This window comes from Cronobacter sp. EKM101R (assembly GCF_963888145.1).
GTDB lineage: Bacteria > Pseudomonadota > Gammaproteobacteria > Enterobacterales > Enterobacteriaceae > Cronobacter > Cronobacter turicensis.
In genome coordinates this window covers 156,803-180,471 of record NZ_CAWPHW010000052.1, presented here as the reverse complement: position 1 = coordinate 180,471, position 23,669 = coordinate 156,803, and the positions used below count along the sequence as shown (strand labels likewise).

Genomic DNA, 23,669 nt, shown 5'->3' with positions numbered 1-23,669 from the left:
GCCGGCCGTCAGGCCGGCTTTTTCGCTTACATCACCAGGCGGCGAATGTCCGACAGGGTGTTGTTGATGATGGTGATGAAACGCGCACCATCAGCACCGTCGATCACGCGGTGGTCGAAGGACAGGGAGATCGGCAGCATCAGGCGCGGCACGAACTCTTTACCATTCCACACCGGCTCCATCGCAGACTTGGAGACGCCCAGGATAGCCACTTCCGGCGCGTTCACGATCGGCGCGAAGTGGGTGGTGCCCAGGCCGCCGATGCTGGAGATGGTGAAGCAACCGCCCTGCATTTCGCCAGCGGTCAGCTTGCCATCACGCGCTTTTTTGGAGATAACGGTCAGCTCGCGAGACAGCTCGGTAATGCTCTTCTTGTTCACGTCTTTGAAGACCGGAACCACCAGACCATTCGGCGTATCAACCGCAACACCGATGTTGATGTATTTCTTCAGCGTCAGGCGCTGCCCGTCTTCAGACAGCGAGCTGTTGAAGCGCGGCATCTGCTCAAGGGCAGCCGCAACGGCTTTCATGATGAAGACCACTGGGGTGAATTTCACGTCCAGTTTGCGCTTCTCAGCTTCGGCATTCTGCTGTTTACGGAACGCTTCCAGATCGGTGATATCGGTTTTGTCGAAGTGCGTAACGTGCGGGATCATCACCCAGTTACGGCTCAGGTTCGCGCCAGAGATTTTCTGGATGCGGCCCAGCTCAACTTCTTCCACTTCACCAAACTTGCTGAAGTCCACTTTCGGCCACGGCAGCATGCCCGGCAGACCACCACCGGATGCGGCGGCAGGCGCAGACTCAGCGCGTTTCACCGCGTCTTTCACGTAAGCCTGAACGTCTTCGCGCAGGATACGGCCTTTACGACCGGTGCCTTTCACTTTCGCCAGGTTTACACCGAACTCGCGCGCCAGGCGGCGGATCAGCGGCGTCGCGTGGACGTAAGCGTCGTTCTCAGCAAATTCAGATTTGCCTTCGGCTTTCGCCGGAGCCGCAGCCGGTTTGTCAGCTTTCGCTGCCGGAGCCGGAGCCGCCGCTTCCTGTTTCGCAGCCGGAGCCGCCGCAGGCGCTGCGCCTTCCACTTCGAAGACCATGATCAGAGAGCCGGTGGAGACTTTATCGCCCACGTTGACTTTCAGCTCTTTCACGGTGCCCGCGAACGGCGCCGGAACTTCCATAGAGGCTTTGTCGCCTTCTACAGTGATAAGAGACTGTTCAGCGGTGACTTTGTCGCCCACTTTCACCAGCACTTCGGTCACTTCAACTTCATCGCCGCCGATATCCGGCACGTTGACGTCTTTCGCGCCTGCCGCTGCCGCCGGAGCGGACGCCGCCTGCTCGGTGACCTGCGGTTTGGCTTCAGCCGCTGGCGCTGCGCCCGCCACTTCGAAGACCATGATCAGGGAACCGGTAGACACTTTGTCGCCGGTGTTGATTTTGATCTCTTTCACGGTACCCGCGAACGGCGCCGGAACTTCCATAGAGGCTTTGTCGCCTTCTACGGTGATGAGAGACTGCTCAGCTTCAACTTTATCGCCGACTTTCACCAGGATCTCGGTGACTTCAACTTCGTCGCCGCCGATGTCCGGTACGTTAACGTCTTTTGCTGCCGCTGCAGCCGGGGCAGCAGACTGCGCCGGTGCCGCTTCTTTCTTCTCTTCTGCCTTGGCAGGTGCAGCGTCTGCTGCACCGTCGGCGGAATCGAAAATCATGATCAGTTTGCCGGTTTCGACTTTGTCGCCCACGGACACTTTGATCTCTTTGACCACGCCCGCCTGCGGAGACGGGACTTCCATAGAGGCTTTATCGCCTTCTACGGTGATCAGCGACTGTTCAGCTTCAACCTTGTCGCCCACTTTGACCAGGATCTCGGTGACTTCAACTTCGTCCGCCCCGATGTCCGGTACATTGATTTCGATAGCCATTCTTTCTTTACCTCTTATGCCAGACGCGGGTTGACTTTATCTGCATCGATATTGAATTTAGCGATGGCGTCAGCCACGACTTTCTTATCGATTTCACCACGTTTAGCCAGTTCGCCCAGCGCTGCAACAACCACGTAGGAAGCATCAACTTCGAAGTGGTGGCGCAGGTTTTCGCGGCTGTCAGAGCGGCCAAAGCCGTCGGTGCCCAGTACGCGATAATCATCAGCCGGTACATAAGTACGAACCTGCTCGGCGAACAGTTTCATATAGTCGGTGGAAGCCACCGCCGGTGCGTCGTTCATCACCTGAGCGATGTACGGTACGCGCGGGGTTTCCAGCGGGTGCAGCATGTTCCAGCGCTCGCAGTCCTGGCCGTCGCGAGCCAGTTCGGTGAAGGAGGTTACGCTGTAGACATCAGAGCCCACGCCGTACTCTTTCGCCAGAATCTCTGCCGCTTCACGGACGTGACGCAGGATGGAGCCGGAGCCCAGCAGCTGAACTTTACCTTTGCTACCTTCGAGGGTGTCGAGTTTGTAGATACCTTTACGGATACCTTCCTCGGCACCTTCCGGCATGGCCGGCATGTGGTAGTTTTCGTTCAGCGTGGTGATGTAGTAGTACACGTTTTCCTGCGCTTCGCCGTACATACGCTGCAGACCGTCATGCATGATGACAGCGACTTCGTAAGCGTAAGCCGGATCGTAGGAGATGCAGTTCGGGATAGTCAGCGACTGAATGTGGCTGTGACCATCTTCGTGCTGCAGACCTTCGCCGTTAAGTGTGGTACGGCCGGAAGTACCGCCGATCAGGAAGCCGCGCGCCTGCTGGTCACCCGCTGCCCAGCACAGGTCGCCGATACGCTGGAACCCGAACATGGAGTAATAGATGTAGAACGGGATCATCGGCAGGTTGTTGGTGCTGTAAGAGGTCGCCGCCGCCAGCCAGGAAGCGCCTGCGCCCAGCTCGTTGATCCCTTCCTGCAGAATCTGGCCTTTCTCGTCTTCTTTGTAGTACGCCACCTGCTCACGGTCCTGCGGGGTGTACTGCTGGCCGTTCGGGCTGTAGATACCGATCTGACGGAACAGACCTTCCATACCGAAGGTACGGGCTTCGTCCGCGATGATAGGAACCAGACGGTCTTTAATAGACGGGTTCTTCAGCATCACGTTCAGGGCACGTACGAAAGCGATGGTGGTGGAGATCTCTTTGCTCTGCTCATCCAGCAGGGAGCGGAAATCTTCCAGCGCCGGCAGCTCCAGCTTCTCGGAGAAGTTCGGCTGACGAGACGGCAGGTAACCGTGCAGCGCCTGACGGCGTTCGTGCAGGTACTTGTGCTCTTCGGAGCCTTCCGGGAAGGTGATGTACGGCAGTTTTTCCAGATCTTCGTCGGCCACCGGCACGCTGAAGCGATCACGGACGTAGCGAACGCCGTCCATGTTCATTTTCTTCACCTGGTGAGCGATGTTCTTACCTTCGGCGGTGTCGCCCATGCCGTAACCTTTAATGGTATGAGCAAGGATAACGGTCGCTTTGCCTTTGGTTTCCTGAGCTTTTTTGAATGCGGCGTAGACTTTCTTCGGATCGTGGCCGCCACGGTTCAGGGCCCAAATCTCATCGTCAGACCAGTCTGCAACCAGCGCGGCGGTCTCCGGGTATTTACCGAAGAAGTGCTCACGCACGTATGCGCCGTTTTTGGATTTGAAGGTCTGATAGTCGCCGTCAACGGTTTCGTTCATCAGCTGGATCAGTTTACCGCTGGTGTCTTTACGCAGCAGCTCGTCCCAACGGGAACCCCACATAACCTTGATAACGTTCCAGCCGGCGCCTTCGAAGATGCCTTCCAGTTCGTTGATGATTTTGCCGTTACCGGTGACCGGGCCATCCAGACGCTGCAGGTTGCAGTTGATGACGAAGACCAGGTTGTCCAGTTTTTCGCGGGTCGCGATGGTGATGGCGCCTTTAGATTCCGGCTCATCCATCTCACCGTCGCCGAGGAACGCGTAAACGGTCTGCTCAGAGGTATCTTTCAGGCCGCGGTGTTCCAGATATTTCAGGAACTTCGCCTGGTAGATAGCGCCGATCGGGCCAAGGCCCATCGATACGGTCGGGAACTGCCAGAATTCCGGCATCAGTTTCGGGTGCGGGTAAGAGGACAGACCGTTGCCGTGAACTTCCTGACGGAAGTTGTTCATCTGCTCTTCGGTCAGGCGGCCTTCAACGAAAGCACGCGCGTAAACGCCCGGAGAGATGTGGCCCTGGAAGTACACCAGGTCGCCGCCGTCTTTGTCGTTGCGCGCACGGAAGAAGTGGTTAAAGCACACTTCGTAGACGGTCGCGGAAGACTGGAAGGACGCCATGTGGCCGCCGAGCTCGAGGTCTTTTTTGGACGCACGCAGCACGGTCATAATAGCGTTCCAGCGGATAGCAGAACGAATACGGCGCTCCAGTTCCAGATTACCCGGGTATTCCGGCTCTTCTTCAACGGGGATGGTATTGATGTACTGACGGGCGGCACTGCCCGCCGCTACGTTCACGCCGCCTTTACGAGCTTCGGAAAGCAGCTGATCGATCAGATACTGAGCACGCTCAACACCTTCTTCACGGATTACCGATTCGATCGCCTGTAGCCAGTCGCGAGTTTCGATCGGATCCACGTCATTTTGTAAACGTTCTGACATGGGGGTATTCCTTATCATCTATCTAATACGTTGATTTATCTGGAACCTGTCCCATTGCACTCTATGCTCTTACAGCGTCCGGCTGCGTCTTTGGCGGCTGTGCGCCCTCTTTTTCAAAGGGCTTCACGCTTGCCGCCGCGATGCAACCTGAACTACGGGCACTTAACAAAGCGCAATAAGACAGGTTCTGGGTTTAGTTGCCGCGCTTGAATGGCGCTTTTGGTACAAATCTTCCGGCGAAAACCGGAAAAATATTAATTCTTACGTTGCTCCAGACGGCGCAGCGAGCGGTCTCGACGGCTCTGCTCACGGCTGCGGTCCAGCAAAATTTCTTCAATGAACGCCAGGTGGCGATGCGACGCTTCCCGCGCCTGCTCCGGCTCCCGCGCCATAATCGCCTCGTAAATACGGGTACGATGGCCGCTGACCAGCGGCAGCATTTCACGTCGCGCATAAAGCAGTTCGAAGTTCTGACGGACGTTTTGCGCCAGCATCGGCTCCATGCAGCGTAGCAGATGAAGCAGCACTACATTATGGGCGGCTTCCGTTACCGCTATCTGATACTGCACCACCGCGTTTGATTCCGCGTCCAGATCGCCGGACTCCTGAGCACGTTCAATGGCCTGATGACATTCGCTTATACGCGCTCTGTCTTCGTCGGTGCTGCGCAGCGCTGCGTAATAGGCAGCAATACCTTCCAGCGCATGACGCGTCTCAAGAAGATCAAACTGGGATTCGGGGTGGTCAGAGAGGAGTTCTACCAGCGGGTCGCTGAAGCTTTGCCAGAGCGTACTCTGAACAAAAGTACCGCCGCCCTGGCGACGAAGCAGCAGGCCCTTCGCTTCGAGACGCTGAATCGCCTCTCGCAGGGAGGGTCGGGAAACGTCGAACTGTTTAGCCAGCTCGCGCTCAGGAGGCAGTTTTTCGCCGGGACGCAGGGTCCCTTCGAGGATCAAAAACTCCAGTTGCTGCTCAATCACATCGGAAAGTTTTGGTTGGCGGATTTTGCTGTAGGCCATATTCCCTGTCTCTGCCATTCGCCCGGAGTCAATTGGTATGACCAATTTAACGTTCGTGTTGGTAAAGTAACAAAGTATTCACCTTCTGTCCATCCTGGTTTTGATTGAAATCAGGAAAGCCCGCATATTTTAACAAGGTTAAAGAAATAACGTTTCAGAAATGTAACTCCGCACAAATGAACCCGTTACCTCAAAAGCGGTAGTTTTAACGCTAGTGAAACGTAAGGGTGTGCAAACTGAACCGATTCATTAGTTTAAAATATGAATATCTATTCAATATTTGCGCTTAAGATGAATACACGCGCCCGTCCGTGGAATAACCGCAGCGATTTACAAATGGTTTCTTTTTATTCACTCCGCGAGCACCCGCTGAGAAAGCAGGTGCATTTGGCAGCGCTTATCACTATTCTTTGCGCTGCGGTAGTCGTTATTAGAAATTTCATCCTTATTGGCTGTAAAGAAAAGACTACACACAGCGACATAACAACATTACAGCAGCGCCACGCTGCGGATTAAAATAACCACAAACGAGGTTTTATGATGGAAGGTCAACAGCACGGCGACACGCTGAAGCGCGGCCTCAAAAACCGCCATATTCAGCTTATCGCGCTGGGTGGTGCTATCGGTACGGGCCTGTTTCTCGGCAGCGCCTCCGTGATCCAGTCGGCGGGGCCGGGGATCATTCTCGGCTACGCCATCGCAGGGTTTATCGCGTTTCTGATCATGCGCCAGCTCGGCGAAATGGTCGTGGAAGAACCGGTCGCAGGCTCATTTAGCCATTTTGCTTATAAATACTGGGGCGGATTCGCGGGCTTTGCATCCGGCTGGAACTACTGGGTGCTCTATGTCCTGGTGGCGATGGCGGAACTGACCGCGGTCGGTAAATACATCCAGTTCTGGTGGCCGGAAATCCCGACCTGGGCCTCTGCCGCCGTCTTTTTTGTGGTTATCAACGCCATCAACCTGACTAACGTAAAAGTGTTCGGCGAGATGGAATTCTGGTTCGCCATTATTAAAGTCATCGCGGTCGTCGCGATGATCCTGTTCGGCGCCTGGCTGCTCTTTAGCGATACCGCAGGCCCGCAGGCCTCAGTCCGTAACCTCTGGGAACATGGCGGCTTCCTGCCGCATGGCGTCTCCGGGCTGGTCATGATGATGGCGATTATCATGTTCTCGTTCGGCGGCCTGGAGCTGGTCGGTATCACGGCGGCGGAAGCCGACGAACCGGAAAAAAGCATTCCGAAAGCCACCAATCAGGTTATCTATCGCATTCTGATCTTCTATGTGGGGTCGCTGGCGGTGCTGCTTTCTCTGCTGCCGTGGACGCGCGTTACTGCCGATACCAGCCCGTTTGTCCTGATTTTCCATGAGCTGGGCGACTCGCTGGTCGCGAACGCGCTCAACATCGTGGTGCTGACCGCGGCGCTCTCCGTCTATAACAGCTGCGTTTACTGCAACAGCCGTATGCTGTTCGGCCTCGCCAGACAAGGCAACGCCCCGAAGGCGCTGCAGAAAGTCGACAAACGCGGCGTGCCGGTGAACACCATTCTGGTCTCCGCCGCCTTTACCGCGCTGTGCGTGCTGATTAACTACCTGGCGCCGCAGGAAGCTTTCGGCCTGCTGATGGCGCTGGTGGTCTCTGCGCTGGTCATCAACTGGGCGATGATTAGCCTCGCGCATATGCGTTTTCGCCGCGCCAAACAGCAACAAGGCGTCACGCCGCGCTTCCCGGCCCTGCTCTACCCCGCCGGCAACTGGCTGTGCCTGCTGTTTATGGCTGCGGTGCTGGTCATCATGCTGATGACCCCGGGCATGGCGATTTCCGTATGGCTGATCCCGGTATGGCTGTTAATCCTGGCTATCGGTTACTTCATTAAAGAGAAAAAAGCGAAAGCGGCGCACGCCCGCTAAGCCATAAAACCCTCACCCGACCGGGTGAGGGTTGTTACCTTCCTCACAAATTCGTCTGCACAACACGATTATCCATCTCTGTGACTTATTACTGCTGCGCAGTTTTTCTTATGTCGAATGATACTTCTGTCCATATTATTCAACGGAGATGTGTCGATGGAAAACAGCAGACTCTCTGTCAAAGAAAAAATCGGCTACGGAATGGGTGACGCCGGATGCAATATTATCTTTGGCGCCATCATGTTGTTTGTTAATTACTTCTATACCGATATTTTTGGCCTGGCCCCGGCGCTGGTCGGCGTATTGCTTCTGTCTATTCGCGTTATCGACGCGGTGACCGACCCGATAATGGGCGCCCTCGCCGACCGCACTCGCAGCCGCTTCGGGCGTTTTCGTCCATGGCTGCTGTGGATAGCGTTCCCCTACGCATTATTCAGCGTGCTGATGTTTACCACGCCCGACTGGAGCTACAGCAGCAAAGTTGTCTATGCTTTTGTGACCTACTTCCTGCTCTCCATCACCTACACGGCTATCAATATCCCCTACTGCTCGCTTGGCAGCGTCATTACCAATGACCCGAAAGAGCGCGTCGCCTGTCAGTCTTATCGCTTCGTGATGGTGGGCATCGCCACACTGCTGCTGTCCCTGACGCTCCTGCCGATGGTGGATTACTTCGGCGGCGGCGACAAAGCCAAAGGCTATCAAATCGCCATGACGATTCTGGCGTTGATTGGCATGTGCATGTTCCTGTTCAGCTTTGCTACGGTGCGCGAGCGTATCCGCCCGGCGGTTCCGACCAACGACGATTTAAAAGCCGATCTGAAAGATGTCTGGAAAAACGACCAGTGGGTGCGCATTCTGCTGCTGACCATCTGCAACGTCTGCCCTGGTTTTATCCGCATGGCGGCGACCATGTATTACGTCACCTGGGTCATGCAGCAGAGCACCAGCTTCGCCACGATGTTTATCAGCCTTGGCGTGATCGGCATGATGATTGGCAGTACGCTCGCCAAAGTGCTGACCGACCGCTGGTGCAAACTGAAAGTGTTTTTCTGGACCAACATCGTGCTGGCGATTTTCTCCAGCGGGTTCTATTTCCTGGATCCGCACGCCACCGTACTGATTGTGGTGATGTACTTCCTGCTTAACGTGCTGCATCAGATCCCGTCGCCGCTGCACTGGTCGCTGATGGCGGACGTGGATGATTACGGCGAATGGAAAACCGGCAAGCGCATCACCGGCATCAGCTTCTCCGGCAACCTCTTTTTCCTGAAGCTGGGGCTGGCTATCGCCGGTGCGCTGGTGGGCTTTCTGCTCTCCTGGTATGGCTACGACTCCGGCGCCAAAGCCCAGAGCGCCAGCGCGCTTAACGGCATCGTCATGCTGTTTACCGTGATCCCGGGCGTCGGGTATCTCATTACCGCAGGCGTTGTGCGTATGCTGAAAGTGGATCGTGAACTGATGGCGCGTATTCAGAGCGACCTTGAAAAACGCCGCGAAAACTACCGCGAGCTGTCTGAATACCCGCAGACCAAACCTGTGGAAGTAAAACCTTAAGGAGCGATGATGAATACTTCTCCCTGGCCAAACCCGCTGATTGAACAGCGCGCCGACCCGTTTATTCTGCGCCATCAGGGCCAGTACTACTTTATCGCCTCAGTGCCGGAGTATGACCGGCTGGAAATTCGCCGCGCGCCGTCCATTGAGTCGTTACGCCAGGCGCAACCGGTCGTGGTCTGGCATAAGCCGCAAACCGGGCCGATGAGCGAGCTTATCTGGGCGCCGGAGCTGCATCACATCAACGGCAAATGGTATATCTACTTCGCCGCCGCTCCGACGCGCGAACTGAAAGACAACATGTTTCAGCACCGGATGTACGTGCTGGAGTGTACCGACAGCGATCCGCTGACCGGCACCTGGGAAGAGAAAGGCCAGATCCAGACGCCTTACGATACCTTCTCGCTGGACGCCACCACCTTCGAACATCAGGGCAAACTCTGGTATTTGTGGGCGCAGAAAGCGCCGGATATTCCGGGGAACTCCAATTTGTACCTGTGCGAGATGGAAAACCCGTGGACGCTGAAAGGTGAGCCGGTAATGCTGAGCAAACCGGAGCTGGAGTGGGAGTGCCGCGGCTTTTTAGTGAATGAAGGCCCGGCGGTGGTGAAGCACGGCGAACGCCTGTTTGTGGCTTACTCAGCAAGCGCGACCGATGAAAACTACTGCATGGGGCTGCTCTGGATAGATCAGGCTGCGGATATGCGCGACCCGCGTAACTGGCATAAATCGCCGCAACCTGTTTTCACTACCAGCTATGAAAACCGGCAGTACGGTCCGGGACACAACAGCTTCACCACGACGCCGGATGGTCAGGACGTGCTGGTATACCATGCGCGTAACTACACGGAAATCGAAGGCGATCCGCTCTGGGACCCGAACCGCCATACCCGTGTGAAGCTGGTTACCTGGGATGACGACGGCATGCCGCAGTTTGGCGTTCCGCCCGCCGATCACGCCTGAGACACGGTCAGCGGCACGCTCACATGAGCGTGCCGTAAATCGTTAACAGCGCGACCACCACCACAATCACCAGCGTCGCTTTCTTCGCCATCGACACCGCCGCCTTCGGCGTTTCCACCTTATCAACATGCGGTTCACGCGCCAGCGCAAACTGCGCAAGGCCGGTCAGCACCTGATACTGCGAGGTGTAGCGATCGAGCAGCGAGGCAAACCACGCGGGCAGCGCTTTTTCCCCATGCCCCACCAGCGCATATACCACGCCCGCCAGACGCACCGGCACCCAGTCCAGCACGTGCAACACGGCATCAATGCCTGAAAGCAAACGCTGATGCGGCGTATGATGGCGGGCAACCCAGCTCTGCCAGGCGCGTAAGAAGGCGTATCCCGTCAGCGTAACCGGGCCCCACATACCGCCCACCACAAACCAGAACATGGGCGCCAGATAAAAACGGTAGTTAATCCACAACAGGCCATTTTGCAGCTCACGCAGGTATTCCCGCTCGTCGCAGCCCGGCGGCACGCCGTGGATAAGCGTCAGTTCATAAGCCATGTTTTCGCGCGCGTGGCTGTCATTCTGGCTCGCCGCTTTAAGATAAGCGTGGTAGTGCCTGCGCACGCCACCTGCGCCGATACACAGCACGCCGATGACAATCCAGAAAATCAGCAGCGGCACGTTGAAAAACCAGCCTTCCAGCGCGTTCAGGCACAGGAAAACGATCAGCATCGCCAGGACCGCCATACCAAGCGTAAAGAACAGCGAGAAATGGCGGACGCGGCGGAAGAGCGGCTCAAGGCGATGATCCAGTTGCCAGTGTTCGCCCAGTTTGAAAAGCCGTTCGGCGATCAGTACCAGCAGCAGGGTAAAAAGCGTCATCTCATCTCCTTATCGGACGGGTCGTTCACCAGAGCGCGAAAGCGCGGCCAGTCAAAAGCCGGACCGGGATCGGTTTTACGTTCAGGCGCGATATCGCTGTGTCCGGTCATATGGTTTTTCATCGCCGGATAAAGGCCCATCAGCGTGCGCGTCACCGCGGCCAGTTGCCGGTACTGCGCGTCGGTGTAAGGTTGCGTATCCGTCCCTTCAAGCTCAATACCGATGGAAAAGTCGTTACAGCGCTCGCGCCCCTGGTAGCAGGATACGCCAGCGTGCCAGGCGCGTTTATCAAAAGGCACATACTGCACAATTTCGCCGTCACGACGAATCAGGCAATGCGCCGAAACACGCAGGTGGGCGATGCCGGCGAAATAAGGGTGCGCCTGCGGATCGAGCGTACCGGCGAACAGCGCGTCAATCCAGGGACCGCCAAACTCCCCTGGCGGCAGGCTGATGTTATGCACTACCAGCAACGAAGGCGCTTCATCCTCTGGCCGGCAGTCGTGATGCGGCGAGGGCGCGTGCCGGGCATCCACCAGCCAGCCATCTTTCACCTGCATGTGCAATTCTCCTTTCTGTGGTACTCAAACTCGCTTCAGAGTAGCATGTTTCATTCTTTTGATTAGCCACCAATCTGGAGTTATATCATGCCACCTCGCCGTTACAATCCGGACCATCGACGTGACGTGCTACTGGAACGAATCACCCTGGATATCCCCTTAACCGTCGCTCAGGCCCTGCGTGAAGATCTCGGCGGCGAGACCGATGCCAGCCGCGATATTACCGCGCAGTTGTTACCGCCAGACAGTCGTTCACACGCGGTAGTCATCACGCGCGAAGCGGGCGTGTTCTGCGGCAAACGCTGGGTTGATGAGGTTTTTATCCAGCTTGGCGGCGATGTCAGCGTGACGTGGCACGTGAAAGATGGTGACGACGTAAAGCCGGATCAGCCGCTTTTTGAGCTCGAAGGCCGCTCCCGCGTCCTGCTGACCGGCGAGCGCACCGCGCTGAATTTCGTGCAGACGCTTTCCGGCGTCGCTACCGAAGTTCGCCGTTATGTGGCGCTGTTGGAAGGCACTCACACGCAACTGCTCGACACCCGTAAAACCGTACCTGGGCTGCGCAGCGCGCTGAAATACGCGGTACTGTGCGGCGGCGGCGCTAACCATCGTCTGGGGCTGTCCGATGCGTTTCTGATCAAAGAAAACCATATCATCGCCTCTGGCTCGGTGCGTCAGGCGGTGGAAAAAGCGTTCTGGCTGCATCCCGACGTGCCGGTTGAAGTCGAAGTGGAATCGCTTGAAGAACTGGAAGCCGCGCTGAAAGCCGGGGCCGATATCATCATGCTCGACAATTTTACTGTCGATCAAATGCGTGAAGCGGTAAAACGTACCGCAGGCCAGGCTCGGCTGGAGGTTTCCGGCAACGTCACGCTGGAGACGCTGCGCGAATTCGCGCAAACCGGCGTGGACTTCATCTCCGTCGGGGCATTGACTAAACATATTCGCGCGCTCGACCTCTCCATGCGTTTTCGCTAACTCACCACAGGGCAGGTTTTCGCCTGCCCTCTCCCTGCCGTTATCTTCGTGTTTCCTCTCGGTGTTGTCCTGCTTTTTTTAGAGCACACTCTTGTTTATTAACGGATTTGCGAGACGTTACGCAACCGCGTTGCGGTTTCGTGCAACGGCGTGAATTTCTTCTGAAGACAGATTCCTGAATCGGTTTGTTCGTCTGGAGACTCTTTTTTGGGTCTGACAGAGTGACGTCACCCAACCAAGGAGAAAACATGAACAAACAAAGCGGCTTCACGCTGATTGAACTGATGGTGGTGATAGGCATCATCGCCATTCTTAGCGCCATTGGCGTACCGGCATACCAGAATTATCTGCGCAAAGCGGCGCTGACGGACATGCTGCAAACGGTCATCCCTTACCGCACCGCCATTGAGCTTTGCGTTATCGATCGCGGCGGGCTTGGCAGCTGCGATGCAGGCACTAATGGCATTCCGGCGCCAAAAACGACCCGCTATGTAAGCGAAATGACCGTTGCGCAAGGCGTAATAAGCGTCACTGGCCAGGACAGCCTCAACGGTTTGTCGGTCACGCTCACGCCCCAGTGGAACAGCGCTAACGGCATGGAAGGCTGGAAGCGAACCTGCGCCACCAGCGACGCCGCATTGCAACAGGCCTGCGAAGATGTCTTTCGCAGTTCGCTACCTTAAGCGGAGGTAGTGCCATGCCACTCGATTACTTACATACGTTATGCCAGCGCTATAACGCGCTGGTTCTGAATATCGACGACGCCACGGTGCATATCGCCGTGGCGGGCGAGCCCAGCAATGAGCTGATGGATGCGCTACGGTTTTCCACGCACAGGCATATTGATATTGAATGCTGGAGCGCCGAACGGCTGGAAAAAGAGCGACAGCTTACGGCCGACCCGCTACGCCCGGCAGCTCAGGATGAGAGCGCCTCTGTGGTTGAGCTGATTGACAAGACGTTGCAACAGGCGCTACAGCGGCGCGCATCTGATATCCATTTTGAACCGGCAGAAGCGCACTACCAGATAAGGTTTCGTATTGATGGCGTTTTACACGCCCTGCCGCCGCTGCCAGCGACGCTTGCCAGCGCGCTGACCGCGCGCCTTAAGGTGTTGGGCAACCTTGATATCGCGGAGCGCAGGCTTCCGCAGGACGGGCAGTTCAGCATTGAGCTTGCAGGCCGGACCGTCTCTTTTCGCATCTCTACCCTGCTTTGCCGCTGCGGTGAAAAAGTGGTGTTGCGTCTGTTACAGCAAACAGAGCAGCCGCTTGAAGTGCAGGCGCTGGGCTTATCGCAGGCGCAGCAAACTCTGTTTTGCCAGGCGTTGCAGCGCCCGCAGGGGCTGATTCTGGTTACTGGCCCCACCGGGAGCGGTAAAACCGTCACGCTGTACACCGCGCTCAGCGCGCTTAACGATCCACAGGTGAATATTTGCAGCGTGGAGGATCCTGTAGAAATTCCTGTCACGGGCCTTAACCAGACGCCGGTGCTGCCGAAAGCTGGCCTGACCTTTCAGGCCGTGCTGCGGGCGCTGTTAAGACAGGATCCGGACGTTATCATGATTGGTGAAATTCGCGATCTCGAAACCGCGGAGATAGCGGTAAAAGCCGCGCAGACGGGGCATCTGGTGCTCTCAACGCTTCACACCAATTCCACAACGGAAACCCTGGTGCGACTCGAACAGATGGGATTGCCGCGCTGGATGCTGGCGTCTGCGCTGGAACTGATTGTCGCACAGCGGCTGGTCAGAAAGCTTTGCCCTTACTGCCGGGTCTTTGCACAGGAGCCAGTAACGCTCCCGGCCTCGCTCTGGCCGCGCCCGATCCATCCTTACAAGGCCTGCGGGTGCGAACGCTGCTATGGCGGGTATTACGGACGCATCGCGCTTTTTGAACTGCTCAGCATTAATGCGGCGCTGCGCCAGACGATAGCCAGCGGCGCCCCACCTGAGGAGATAGCATCGCAAGCGCGGGCTCAGGGCATGACCACACTCTTTGAACACGGGCTACAGGCCGTAGAGGCAGGGCTTACCACGCCCGAAGAGCTTTATCGCGTTTCGGGTGCGCCACATGGATAACATGTTATGGCGCTGGCGCGGCGTTGATAAAGACGGCGCAAGTTGTGAAGGCATGATTTGGGCGCCAGATAAAATAAGCGCGTCGTTGCAGTTGCTGGATGACGAGGTTCAGCCGCTGATACTCAAGCGCGCCAGCGTAAACAAGCGCCACTGGAGCAGCGAGCATAAAATCCTGGCAGTCCGCCAGTTGGCTGCGCTGCTACAGGCGGGCGTCAGCCTGACGCAGGGTCTGGCGATGCTTTCGAGCCAGCATCCCGTCGCCCAGTGGCGCGCGCTGTTTGCGCAGCTTGCGAAACAGCTCGGTCGCGGCGTCGCCTTCTCAGAAACGTTACGCCAGTGGCCAGACATTTTTCCTCCACTCTATATCTCGCTCATGCGTACCGGCGAACTGACCGGCAAGCTCGATATGTGCTGTCAGCAACTGGCGCAACAGCAGGAGGATCAGCAAAAATTACGTAAGCAGGTCATCAAGGCGCTGCGCTACCCGGCCTTTATTTTTACCGTCGCGCTGTTGCTGACGCTGGGTATGACCTGCTTTGTCCTGCCGCAGTTTACGGCTATTTACCGTTCCTTTAATACGCCGCTGCCGCTGGTGACACGCGCCGTTATTGCGCTTTCTGAAGGTTTGATGCAGTACGCGGTATGGTGGCTCGGCGTGTTACTCATAGCACCTTTGCTCATTATCAGGCTTCGGCGAAAGCCACAATGGCAGCTGCGGGAGGCGGCCTGGCTTCTGAAACTGCCGCTGTTTGGTCCGCTGATTCGCGGTCAGTTGCTAAGCCAGATCTATACGGTGCTCTCACTCATGCAGGGCGCCGGTATTCCTTTACTTCAGAGCCTTGGTAGCGTGGAAGAAACGCTGGCCTCGCCCTTATGGCGCCAGGCTGTCGGGCGCGTTAAAGAAGGTATCGCCAGCGGGTTGCCGTTATGGAGAGCGCTGGAGCAGGAAACGGTATTTACCGCGCTATGTATTCAGTTAGTGCGTACGGGAGAAGAAACCGGCTCGCTGGATCTGATGCTGGAGAAACTTGCCGGCTGGCATCTGGGGCAAACATCTGAACGCGCCCAGACGCTGGCCGCCACGCTGGAGCCGCTCATGATGATGATCATAGGATTGATTGTCGGCACGCTGGTGGTTGCGATGTATTTGCCGATATTTCGGCTTGGGGATGCGATGAGTGGAATGAATTAATGCTGGCGCAAAGAGGCGCCAGCATTATATTTAACCGGTTCAGAGGCTGTTGAACACCCGGTTTTCCTGCTCCTGCACGCGAATAAACGTGGTGCGCTTGGTCAGCTCTTTCAGACGGGAAGCCCCGACATAGGTACAGGCAGAACGCAGGCCGCCCATGATATCCCGCGCCGTGTCTTCCACCGGGCCGCGCAGCGGTAGTTTCACCGTTTTGCCTTCTGCGGCACGGTATTGCGCTACGCCGCCGACGTGACGGTTCATCGCAGATTCGGAACTCATACCGTAGAAGAGCATGAATTTTTCGCCGTTCTGCTCAACGACGGTGCCGCCGCTTTCGTCATGGCCTGCCAGCATACCGCCTAACATAACGAAGTCCGCGCCGCCGCCGAAGGCTTTCGCCACATCGCCCGGTACGGTGCAGCCGCCGTCGCTGATTATCTGACCACCGAGACCGTGTGCGGCATCCGCACATTCGATAACAGCAGAAAGCTGCGGATAGCCCACACCGGTTTTTACGCGTGTGGTGCAGACAGAGCCCGGCCCAATACCGACTTTAACGATATCGGCGCCCGCCAGGATCAGTTCTTCACACATTTCGCCGGTAACGACATTGCCTGCGATGATCGCTTTATCAGGCCAGGCGGCACGCGCTTTCGCGACGAACTGAACGAAATGCTCTGAGTAGCCGTTCGCAACGTCGATACAGATAAACTGTAAGGACGGAGAAAGCGCGAGGATTTCTTTGGTTTTTTCAAAATCGGCATCGGAAGTACCAGTCGACACCATGACATGCTTCAGCACATCTGCCGACACGGACTGGATAAACCCGGCCCAGTCCTGCACGCTGTAATGTTTATGCACCGCCGTCAGGATATCGAACGCCGCCAGCGCCTGCGCCATCGCGAAAGTACCAACGGTATCCATATTGGCTGCGATGATCGGAACACCAGACCATTGAACGCGGGAATGTTTAAAGGTGAACTGACGCTCAAGTTCAACATCAGAGCGGCTTTTGAGGGTAGAGCGTTTCGGGCGGATAAGAACGTCTTTAAAACCTAACTTCAAATCTTCTTCAATACGCATTTGCGATTCCTGGGTTAATGGCGATGAGCGCGTAACGTGTGCGGCGGGACAACTGCCAACTCCAGTGACGTTATCATACGCACTAATAATGGCGCCGCAAGACTGCGAAAGCGCTCTTTTTTACGCTACAATCCTATAAATTTACCTTGTGCGCGAGGTCGATAAACGAGCCCGCTGGCGGTGTTTATCGATTCTTTTAACAGACTGAAAAATAAATATTTTCATGCTGTTTAGTTTATTTCAACGATTCGGGATGATGGCCTTATGGTTTATACGGTAGCACTGACGGGCGGTATCGGAAGCGGCAAAAGTACAGTCGCCGACGCCTTCGCCCGTCTCGGCGTTACCGTTGTCGATGCCGATGTCATCGCTCGTCAGGTTGTAGAGCCTGGCACGCCCGGATTAAATGCCATTATCGGGCATTTTGGGCCGACCATTTGTCTCCCCGACGGCACACTCAATCGTCGCGCGCTGCGCGAAATCATCTTCTCAAGCCCGCAGGAAAAAGCCTGGCTGAACGGCCTTCTGCACCCGCTTATTCATCAGCAGACACAAGCGGAAATGGCGCGCGCCGCGTCAGCCTATGTACTTTGGGTCGTCCCGCTGCTGCTTGAGAACCAATTACACAGTAAAGCTAACCGCGTGCTGGTGGTGGATGTCACGCCAGAAACGCAGATACAGCGCACCATGCAGCGCGATAGGGTTTCCCGGGAGCATGCAGAGCTTATCCTCAACGCGCAGGTCTCCCGCGAGGCCCGGTTAGCGGTTGCTGATGACGTCATAGATAATAACGGCTCGCCGGATACGATAGCCCTGGATGTGGCGCATCTGCATCAGCGCTATCTGCAACTGGCGGCGCAGGCCGTACCACAGGAAAATAAGTAATGCAGACTCACGTTCTTTTTGAACATCCCCTGAATGAAAAAATGCGCACCTGGCTGCGTATCGAATTTCTCATCCAGCAAATGAAAGCGCTGCTGCCTGTCAGCGATCATGCCTCTGCGCTGCACTTCTTTCGCAACGTGGGCGATTTGCTGGATGTCTTTGAGCGCGGCGATACCCGCACTGAACTCCTGAAAGAGCTGGAACGCCAGCAGCGCAAGCTGCAAAGCTGGGCAGAAGTGCCGGGTGTTGATAACGAGCGCATTGAGTCGCTGCGCCACGAACTGAAAGCGCGCAGCAGCATGTTGATGGCTGCGCCTCGCCTCGGGCAGACGCTGCGTGAAGATCGCCTTATCGCCCTGGTGCGTCAGCGCCTGAGTATCCCCGGCGGCTGTTGCAGCTTCGATTTACCGCTGCTGCACGTCTGGCTCTGCTCATCACAGGAAGAGCGTGACGTTCAGGTAAACCGCTGGCTTGCTACGCTGCAACCTCTGACGTACACGCTGGATATGATCCTGGATCTTATCCGCCAGTCAGCGCCGTTTCGCAAACAAACCAGCCTGAACGGGTTTTATCAGGATAACGGCGATGATGCCGATCTTCTGCGCCTGCAACTCCCGCTTGAAGAAGCGCTTTACCCACAGATTTCCGGCCATAAGAGCCGTTTCGCGATCCGCTTTATGCCGCTCGACAGTGAGCACGGGCGCGTACCGGAACGTTTCGATTTTGAACTGGCCTGTTGTTAAGGAATTATGATGTCAGACGTTACCATCGTTAACTGCCCGACCTGCGGCAAAGAAGTTATCTGGGGTGAGCAAAGCCCGTTTCGTCCGTTCTGTTCAAACCGCTGCCGGCTTATCGACCTGGGAGAGTGGGCCGCTGAAGAGAAACGTATTCCCAGCAGCGGCGATCGCTCCGACACCGACGGCTGGAGCGAGGAAGACAACCAGCCTTAAGGCTGGGCGCGAAGCTTAGCAATCACGGGCTCGTTGGCAGGCGGAAACGCCTGCGCGTCCAGAGCCTGCTGATGCACCCAGTGTCCCGGCTGCCCCTCTTTCCCCCACGGCTCCCCTTCCCAGCTTTCTACCAGGTAAAACCACAGGCTGACGTGGCGATCCGGGAATTCATAGTCCAGCGTTTCAAACAGGGCGGCGGAAGTTACTGTAATCCCGGTCTCTTCCTGAAGCTCGCGGCGAAGCGCCGCTTCAGGCGTTTCGCCCGCTTCAATCTTACCGCCTGGGAATTCCCATTTATTCGCCATGTGCGCATCGGCGGCGCGCTGCGTAATAAAGATTTCGCCCTTTGCGTTACGCACGATACCCACCGCAATCTGTAATTTTTTCATGCTTTCTCCCTGTAAAAAAGGCGCAGATATCTGCGCCTTTTATGTCGGTTAACAACCGGTTAGCTTAAGCGGCCGTGGCACTGCTTATACTTTTTACCGGAGCCGCACGGGCACGGATCGTTGCGGCCGACTTTACGTTCGCCGGTCTGCTCAGCAAGTGCTGCGGCTGCGGCGGTTTCGTCGTCCTGATGGCTGAGCTGCTGCATCTGCGCCAGGCGCTCCGCCTCTTCACGGCGCTGCTGTTCCATCGCTTCCACTTCTTCCGGCATACGCACCTGCACTTTGCTGATGGTGCTGATGACCTCATATTTCAGCGATTCCAGCATAGCCGCAAACATGGCGAACGATTCACGCTTATATTCCTGCTTCGGATCTTTCTGCGCATAGCCACGCAGGTGAATCCCCTGGCGCAGGTAATCCATTGCCGCCAGGTGCTCTTTCCACAGGGAATCCAGCGTCTGCAGCATCACGCCTTTTTCGAAGTGACGCATCATCTCAGCGCCAACGACCTCTTCTTTACGGGCGTAAACTTCTTTCGCGCTTTCGAGAATACGCTCACGCAGCGTTTCTTCATGCAGATCCGGCTCTTTATCCAGCCATTGCGCAATCGGCAGCTCCAGATCGAAGTCGTTTTTCAGGCGCTCTTCCAGACCCGGAATATCCCACATCTCTTCCAGAGACTGCGGCGGAATATGGGCATCGATGGTCGCTTTGAAAACGTCTTCGCGGATGCTGTTGATGGTGTCGCTGATGTCAGCCACATCCAGCAGTTCGTTACGCTGGGTGTAGATAGCACGGCGCTGATCGTTGGCAACGTCATCGTATTCCAGCAGCTGTTTACGGATGTCGAAGTTGCGGCTTTCTACTTTGCGCTGCGCGTTAGCAATCGCTTTAGTCACCCATGGGTGTTCAATCGCTTCGCCCGGCTTCATGCCCAGTTTACGCATCATGTTGGCGACGCGATCCGAGGCGAAAATACGCATCAGCGCATCTTCCATGGAGAGATAGAAACGGGAAGAACCCGGATCGCCCTGACGACCGGAACGGCCGCGCAACTGGTTATCGATACGACGCGATTCGTGACGCTCGGTACCGATGATATGCAGACCGCCGGAGGCCAGCACCGCGTCGTGGCGTTTCTGCCAGTCGGCTTTGATCTGCGCAATCTGCTCTTCGCCAGGCGCTTCCAGCTCGGCGATTTCCGCCTGCCAGCTACCGCCCAGCATGATGTCGGTACCACGGCCTGCCATGTTGGTCGCGATGGTGACCGCGCCCGGATAACCCGCCTGCGCGACGATATCTGCTTCGCGGGCATGGAATTTGGCGTTCAGGACGTTGTGTTCGATGCCTGCTTTTGTCAGCGCCTCAGAAATCACTTCGGATTTCTCGATGGAGATAGTCCCTACCAGAACCGGCTGACCTTTCGCGGTACGGTCTTTAATATCTTCGATGATCGCGTCGATCTTCTCAGCTTCGGTCATATAGACCAGATCCGGCAGATCTTTACGAATCATCGGACGGTTGGTCGGAACTACGACGGTATCCAGTTTATAGATTGAGCTGAATTCAAACGCTTCGGTATCCGCAGTACCTGTCATCCCCGCCAGTTTTTCATACAGACGGAAATAGTTCTGGAAGGTGATGGAAGCCAGCGTCTGGTTTTCATTCTGAATTTCCACGCCTTCTTTGGCTTCCACAGCCTGATGCAGACCATCAGACCAGCGACGGCCCTGCATGGTACGGCCGGTATGCTCATCGACGATAATAACTTCGCCGTCTTTAACGATGTAGTCAACGTCGCGGGTAAAGAGCACGTGCGCGCGCAGCGCGGCGGTGACGTGATGCATCAGCATGATATTGCCCGGCGAGTAGAGCGATTCGCCTTCGTCCATGATGCCTTCTTTCACCAGCAGCTCTTCAACCAGCACCAGGCCGCGCTCGGTCAGGTTAACCTGACGTGCTTTTTCATCTACCGAGAAGTGACCTTCACCCTGGAACGTATCGGAGTCTTCTTTCTCCTGACGCACCAGATGCGGGATGATTTTGTTCACTTTCTTGTAAAGCTCGGAGCTGTCTTCGGCCGGGCCGGAGATAATCAGCGGCGTACGCGCTTCATCGATAAGAATGGAGTCGACTTCATCCACCAGCGCATAGTGAAGCTTACGTTGTACGCGCTCTTCCGGGCTGAAGGCCATGTTGTCGCGCAGGTAGTCGAAACCATATTCGTTGTTGGTGCCGTAGGTGATATCCGCAGCGTAGGCTTCGCGTTTGGCTGGCGCAGGCATGCCGGACATGTTCACAGCAACGCTCATGCCTAAGAATTCAAACAGCGGGCGGTTGTTTTCGGCGTCACGCTGCGCCAGATAGTCGTTGACGGTTACCACGTGAACGCCTTTGCCGGTCAGCGCGTTCAGGTAGGCAGGCAGCGTCGCCGTCAGGGTTTTACCTTCACCGGTACGCATCTCTGCGATGCAGCGATCGTTAAGCACCATACCGCCCAGCAACTGGACGTCAAAGTGGCGCATGCCAAAGACACGTTTGCTCGCTTCACGGACTACCGCGAAGGCTTCCGGCAACAGACTTTCCAGCGTTTCGCCTTTTTCCAGGCGCGCGCGGAATTCCACGGTTTTTGCTTTAAGCTCTTCATCGGAAAGCTTTTCCAGCGCCGGTTCCATGCCGTTAATAAGCGTCACGGCCTTACGCATACGACGTAAGGTACGATCGTTACGGCTACCAAATACCTTGGTTAACATTTTGATTAACATAATAAATTCTCTGAAGCCTCGCACAGGCAAAAATGAAATAAATAAAAAAGAGAGTACTCAGGCGAGGAGACGAGGACCGGCGCGGATACCCTGAACCTGGCGAATCCATGTGGAAACCGTAAAGGAAAGATGAGGAAGCAAACGCGGTGCGGGCCGCACCTGCGTAGCGGCAGGCTGCAAATCCTGCGTTAGCATCGCGCTGAGCGTATCCAGCAGCGCGAGATGCTGCGCATTCAGCGGCAGGCTTTCTTCCATCGCCATTGGTAGCGCCTGCGGCGCCATGGCGAAAGAAAGATGACGGATAACGGTACGAATGGCGTGCTGCTGCCAGTAATCCACACCGAACGCTGCGGAACGACGTGAAGTTTCACCGATGAGCGCCAGTGAATCGAAACTGCGCAACGTACCGGTATGGCTGGTGCTGGCCTCAGCAGGCGCGGCGGGTTCAGCGTTATTATTGAGCGCAGGCAGGCCAAGGCTGGCCGCGACCATCCCCAAAAGGAGATGCGGCCAGAAGTAGCGTCTTCCTAACTGTCGCCAACGCGTGAATATACCAGGCACTGTAACCCACCGGATAACGCTGGCCTGCGCCCGCGTTATGTTATCTGTTAATAAGGGCATAAATATTACCATCATTCCCGCGAGGCGGCAGCAGTATCGCTGCGATACCTTACGCAATCCGCACAAGAAACCAGCAGTTAATCATCAGCAGGGAGATGGTAAAGCAGGGAAAAAGGCGAAGAGAAAAATGGCGGTCTGAAAGCAATAAAAAACGACTGGTGAACACAGGCCGGAGAGAGTACCTGGTCTACCAGTCGTCTTTAGTCAAACTATGCGGTTACGCCAGCACCAGCGAAGGCGCTTTGAAAGCCAGAGGCAGTTCTGCATCGTCTTCATAGGTGACATATTCCCAGGCTTCTTGTTTCGCAAGAACCGCCTGCAGCAATTTGTTGTTCAATGCATGACCCGATTTATAGGCGGTAAACGCGCCGATAATGTTGTGGCCACACATAAACAAGTCACCGATCGCATCCAGCATTTTGTGACGAACGAATTCATCTTCAAAACGCAGGCCGTCTTCGTTCAGTACGCGATAATCGTCAACAACGATGGCACAATCGAAGCTGCCGCCCAGGCACAAACCGCGGGACTGCAGATATTCGATATCACGCATGAAACCGAAAGTACGGGCACGACTGATCTGGCGCATAAACGCATCTGCAGAGAAATTCATGCAGTAGCGCTGATTGCTCGCATCAATAGCCGGGTGGTTGAAGTCGATAGTGAAGTCCAGCGAAAAACCGTTATACGGTTTAAATTCCGCCCATTTATCGCCATCTTCTACACGCACGGTTTCTTTGATGCGCACGAATTTCTTCGCTACGTTCAGCTCATCGATACCTGCATCAACCAGCAGGTAGACGAACGGCGCGGCGCTGCCATCCATAATCGGGATTTCAGGCGCGTCCACTTCGACAATGATGTTGTCGATACCAAGACCCGCCAGCGCGGCGTTCAGGTGCTCGACGGTAGAAATCCGCACATCATGCTCATTAACCAGGCAAGTACAGAGCATGGTATCACGCACAGATTTGGCATCGGCCGGGAAATCTACCGGAGGATTCAAGTCGGTGCGACGATAGATGACCCCGGTATTTGCCGGCGCAGGGCGCAGCGTCAGGGTGACTTTCTTGCCGGTATGTAAACCGACGCCAGTCGCCTGAACGATACGTTTAAGAGTCCTTTGTTTGATCATCGTATAATCTCGCCAAATAATTCACCTTACCGATAGTGTACATCACAACCGGTGGGGCATTTTAGCACAAAGAGCGCATCTGCCCAACTTCCGGCTTA

General features: G+C 56.0%; 21 protein-coding genes. 11 read left to right on the top strand and 10 right to left on the bottom strand.

Features of this window, described 5'->3' with window-relative positions; all coding sequences use genetic code 11:
- Positions 1-26: 26 nt before the first annotated feature.
- The 3 genes from aceF to pdhR all read right to left on the bottom strand — a co-directional run bounded on the left by aceF (position 27) and on the right by pdhR (position 5,625).
- Positions 27-1,928, bottom strand: a complete 1,902-nt coding sequence (aceF, locus tag AACV31_RS19990; protein WP_012815318.1) for a pyruvate dehydrogenase complex dihydrolipoyllysine-residue acetyltransferase — start codon at positions 1,926-1,928, stop codon at positions 27-29.
- A gap of 14 nt (positions 1,929-1,942) precedes the next feature.
- Entirely contained in the window at positions 1,943-4,606 is a 2,664-nt protein-coding gene (aceE, locus tag AACV31_RS19985) for a pyruvate dehydrogenase (acetyl-transferring), homodimeric type (RefSeq protein ID WP_007768424.1), read from the bottom strand.
- 254 nt (positions 4,607-4,860) lie between these two features.
- Complete coding sequence (gene pdhR, locus AACV31_RS19980) at positions 4,861-5,625, bottom strand: pyruvate dehydrogenase complex transcriptional repressor PdhR (RefSeq protein ID WP_007768422.1); 765 nt, start codon at positions 5,623-5,625, stop codon at positions 4,861-4,863.
- Positions 5,626-5,886: 261 nt separating this feature from the next.
- Between pdhR and AACV31_RS19975 the strand changes: the two genes are divergently transcribed.
- The 4 genes from AACV31_RS19975 (at position 5,887) to AACV31_RS19960 (ending at position 10,056) form a co-directional block, all read left to right on the top strand.
- The gene (locus AACV31_RS19975) at positions 5,887-6,141 is read left to right on the top strand and encodes a hypothetical protein (RefSeq protein WP_105538015.1); all 255 of its coding nucleotides are present in this window, start codon (positions 5,887-5,889) and stop codon (positions 6,139-6,141) included.
- 24 nt (positions 6,142-6,165) lie between these two features.
- Positions 6,166-7,536 carry an aromatic amino acid transporter AroP gene (aroP, locus tag AACV31_RS19970; RefSeq protein WP_165155982.1) on the top strand — a complete coding sequence of 457 codons (1,371 nt, stop codon included), beginning with the start codon at positions 6,166-6,168 and terminating at the stop codon, positions 7,534-7,536.
- Between the two features lie 156 nt (positions 7,537-7,692).
- On the top strand, positions 7,693-9,093 hold the full coding sequence (locus AACV31_RS19965; protein WP_041923197.1) for a glycoside-pentoside-hexuronide (GPH):cation symporter: 1,401 nt from the start codon (positions 7,693-7,695) through the stop codon (positions 9,091-9,093).
- A gap of 9 nt (positions 9,094-9,102) precedes the next feature.
- A complete protein-coding gene (locus AACV31_RS19960; protein ID WP_075197723.1) occupies positions 9,103-10,056 on the top strand; it encodes a glycoside hydrolase family 43 protein in 954 nt (317 codons plus the stop codon).
- Positions 10,057-10,075: 19 nt separating this feature from the next.
- Here AACV31_RS19960 and ampE read toward each other — a convergent pair whose 3' ends face one another.
- Both ampE and ampD read right to left on the bottom strand, forming a co-directional pair.
- Positions 10,076-10,930, bottom strand: a complete 855-nt coding sequence (gene ampE / locus AACV31_RS19955; protein WP_007768417.1) for a beta-lactamase regulator AmpE — start codon at positions 10,928-10,930, stop codon at positions 10,076-10,078.
- Positions 10,927-11,490: a 1,6-anhydro-N-acetylmuramyl-L-alanine amidase AmpD gene (gene ampD, locus AACV31_RS19950; protein ID WP_075197724.1), complete on the bottom strand. Its 564-nt coding sequence runs from the start codon at positions 11,488-11,490 to the stop codon at positions 10,927-10,929. Before ampD ends, ampE begins: the two co-directional genes overlap by 4 nt.
- Positions 11,491-11,577: 87 nt before the next feature.
- Between ampD and nadC the strand changes: the two genes are divergently transcribed.
- The 4 genes from nadC to hofC all read left to right on the top strand — a co-directional run bounded on the left by nadC (position 11,578) and on the right by hofC (position 15,740).
- Positions 11,578-12,468 (top strand): carboxylating nicotinate-nucleotide diphosphorylase, encoded by an 891-nt coding sequence (gene nadC, locus AACV31_RS19945; RefSeq protein ID WP_165155916.1) that lies wholly within the window; start codon positions 11,578-11,580, stop codon positions 12,466-12,468.
- A gap of 248 nt (positions 12,469-12,716) precedes the next feature.
- Positions 12,717-13,151, top strand: coding sequence for a prepilin peptidase-dependent pilin (gene ppdD, locus AACV31_RS19940; protein WP_007768411.1), 435 nt, complete (start codon positions 12,717-12,719; stop codon positions 13,149-13,151).
- Between the two features lie 14 nt (positions 13,152-13,165).
- Positions 13,166-14,548, top strand: coding sequence for a type II secretion system protein GspE (gene gspE / locus AACV31_RS19935; protein WP_165155914.1), 1,383 nt, complete (start codon positions 13,166-13,168; stop codon positions 14,546-14,548).
- Positions 14,541-15,740, top strand: a complete 1,200-nt coding sequence (gene hofC, locus AACV31_RS19930) for a protein transport protein HofC (protein ID WP_165155912.1) — start codon at positions 14,541-14,543, stop codon at positions 15,738-15,740. The genes gspE and hofC overlap by 8 nt, the downstream gene beginning before the upstream one ends.
- Positions 15,741-15,779: 39 nt before the next feature.
- On the opposite strand, the gene AACV31_RS19925 is transcribed toward hofC, so the two are convergent.
- Positions 15,780-16,823: a GMP reductase gene (locus AACV31_RS19925; protein WP_075197728.1), complete on the bottom strand. Its 1,044-nt coding sequence runs from the start codon at positions 16,821-16,823 to the stop codon at positions 15,780-15,782.
- Positions 16,824-17,087: 264 nt separating this feature from the next.
- Here AACV31_RS19925 and coaE point away from each other — a divergent pair, with 264 nt between their 5' ends.
- Genes coaE through yacG form a run of 3 tightly spaced genes read left to right on the top strand, consistent with a single transcriptional unit; the run spans position 17,088 to position 18,661 of the window.
- Positions 17,088-17,708: a dephospho-CoA kinase gene (gene coaE, locus AACV31_RS19920; protein ID WP_165155910.1), complete on the top strand. Its 621-nt coding sequence runs from the start codon at positions 17,088-17,090 to the stop codon at positions 17,706-17,708.
- Positions 17,708-18,451 carry a cell division protein ZapD gene (zapD, locus tag AACV31_RS19915; RefSeq protein WP_075197729.1) on the top strand — a complete coding sequence of 248 codons (744 nt, stop codon included), beginning with the start codon at positions 17,708-17,710 and terminating at the stop codon, positions 18,449-18,451. Before coaE ends, zapD begins: the two co-directional genes overlap by 1 nt.
- 9 nt (positions 18,452-18,460) lie before the next feature.
- A complete protein-coding gene (gene yacG / locus AACV31_RS19910; RefSeq protein WP_007768394.1) occupies positions 18,461-18,661 on the top strand; it encodes a DNA gyrase inhibitor YacG in 201 nt (66 codons plus the stop codon).
- Here yacG and mutT read toward each other — a convergent pair.
- The 4 genes from mutT to lpxC all read right to left on the bottom strand — a co-directional run bounded on the left by mutT (position 18,658) and on the right by lpxC (position 23,571).
- Positions 18,658-19,050, bottom strand: a complete 393-nt coding sequence (gene mutT / locus AACV31_RS19905) for an 8-oxo-dGTP diphosphatase MutT (protein WP_146376791.1) — start codon at positions 19,048-19,050, stop codon at positions 18,658-18,660. The two genes, yacG and mutT, sit on opposite strands and share 4 nt — an antisense overlap.
- Before the next feature lie 59 nt (positions 19,051-19,109).
- Positions 19,110-21,815 carry a preprotein translocase subunit SecA gene (secA, locus tag AACV31_RS19900; RefSeq protein ID WP_075197731.1) on the bottom strand — a complete coding sequence of 902 codons (2,706 nt, stop codon included), beginning with the start codon at positions 21,813-21,815 and terminating at the stop codon, positions 19,110-19,112.
- Positions 21,816-21,872: 57 nt separating this feature from the next.
- Entirely contained in the window at positions 21,873-22,376 is a 504-nt protein-coding gene (secM, locus tag AACV31_RS19895; protein ID WP_199778685.1) for a secA translation cis-regulator SecM, read from the bottom strand.
- A gap of 277 nt (positions 22,377-22,653) precedes the next feature.
- Positions 22,654-23,571, bottom strand: a complete 918-nt coding sequence (gene lpxC, locus AACV31_RS19890) for a UDP-3-O-acyl-N-acetylglucosamine deacetylase (protein WP_012815300.1) — start codon at positions 23,569-23,571, stop codon at positions 22,654-22,656.
- Positions 23,572-23,669 lie beyond the last annotated feature (98 nt).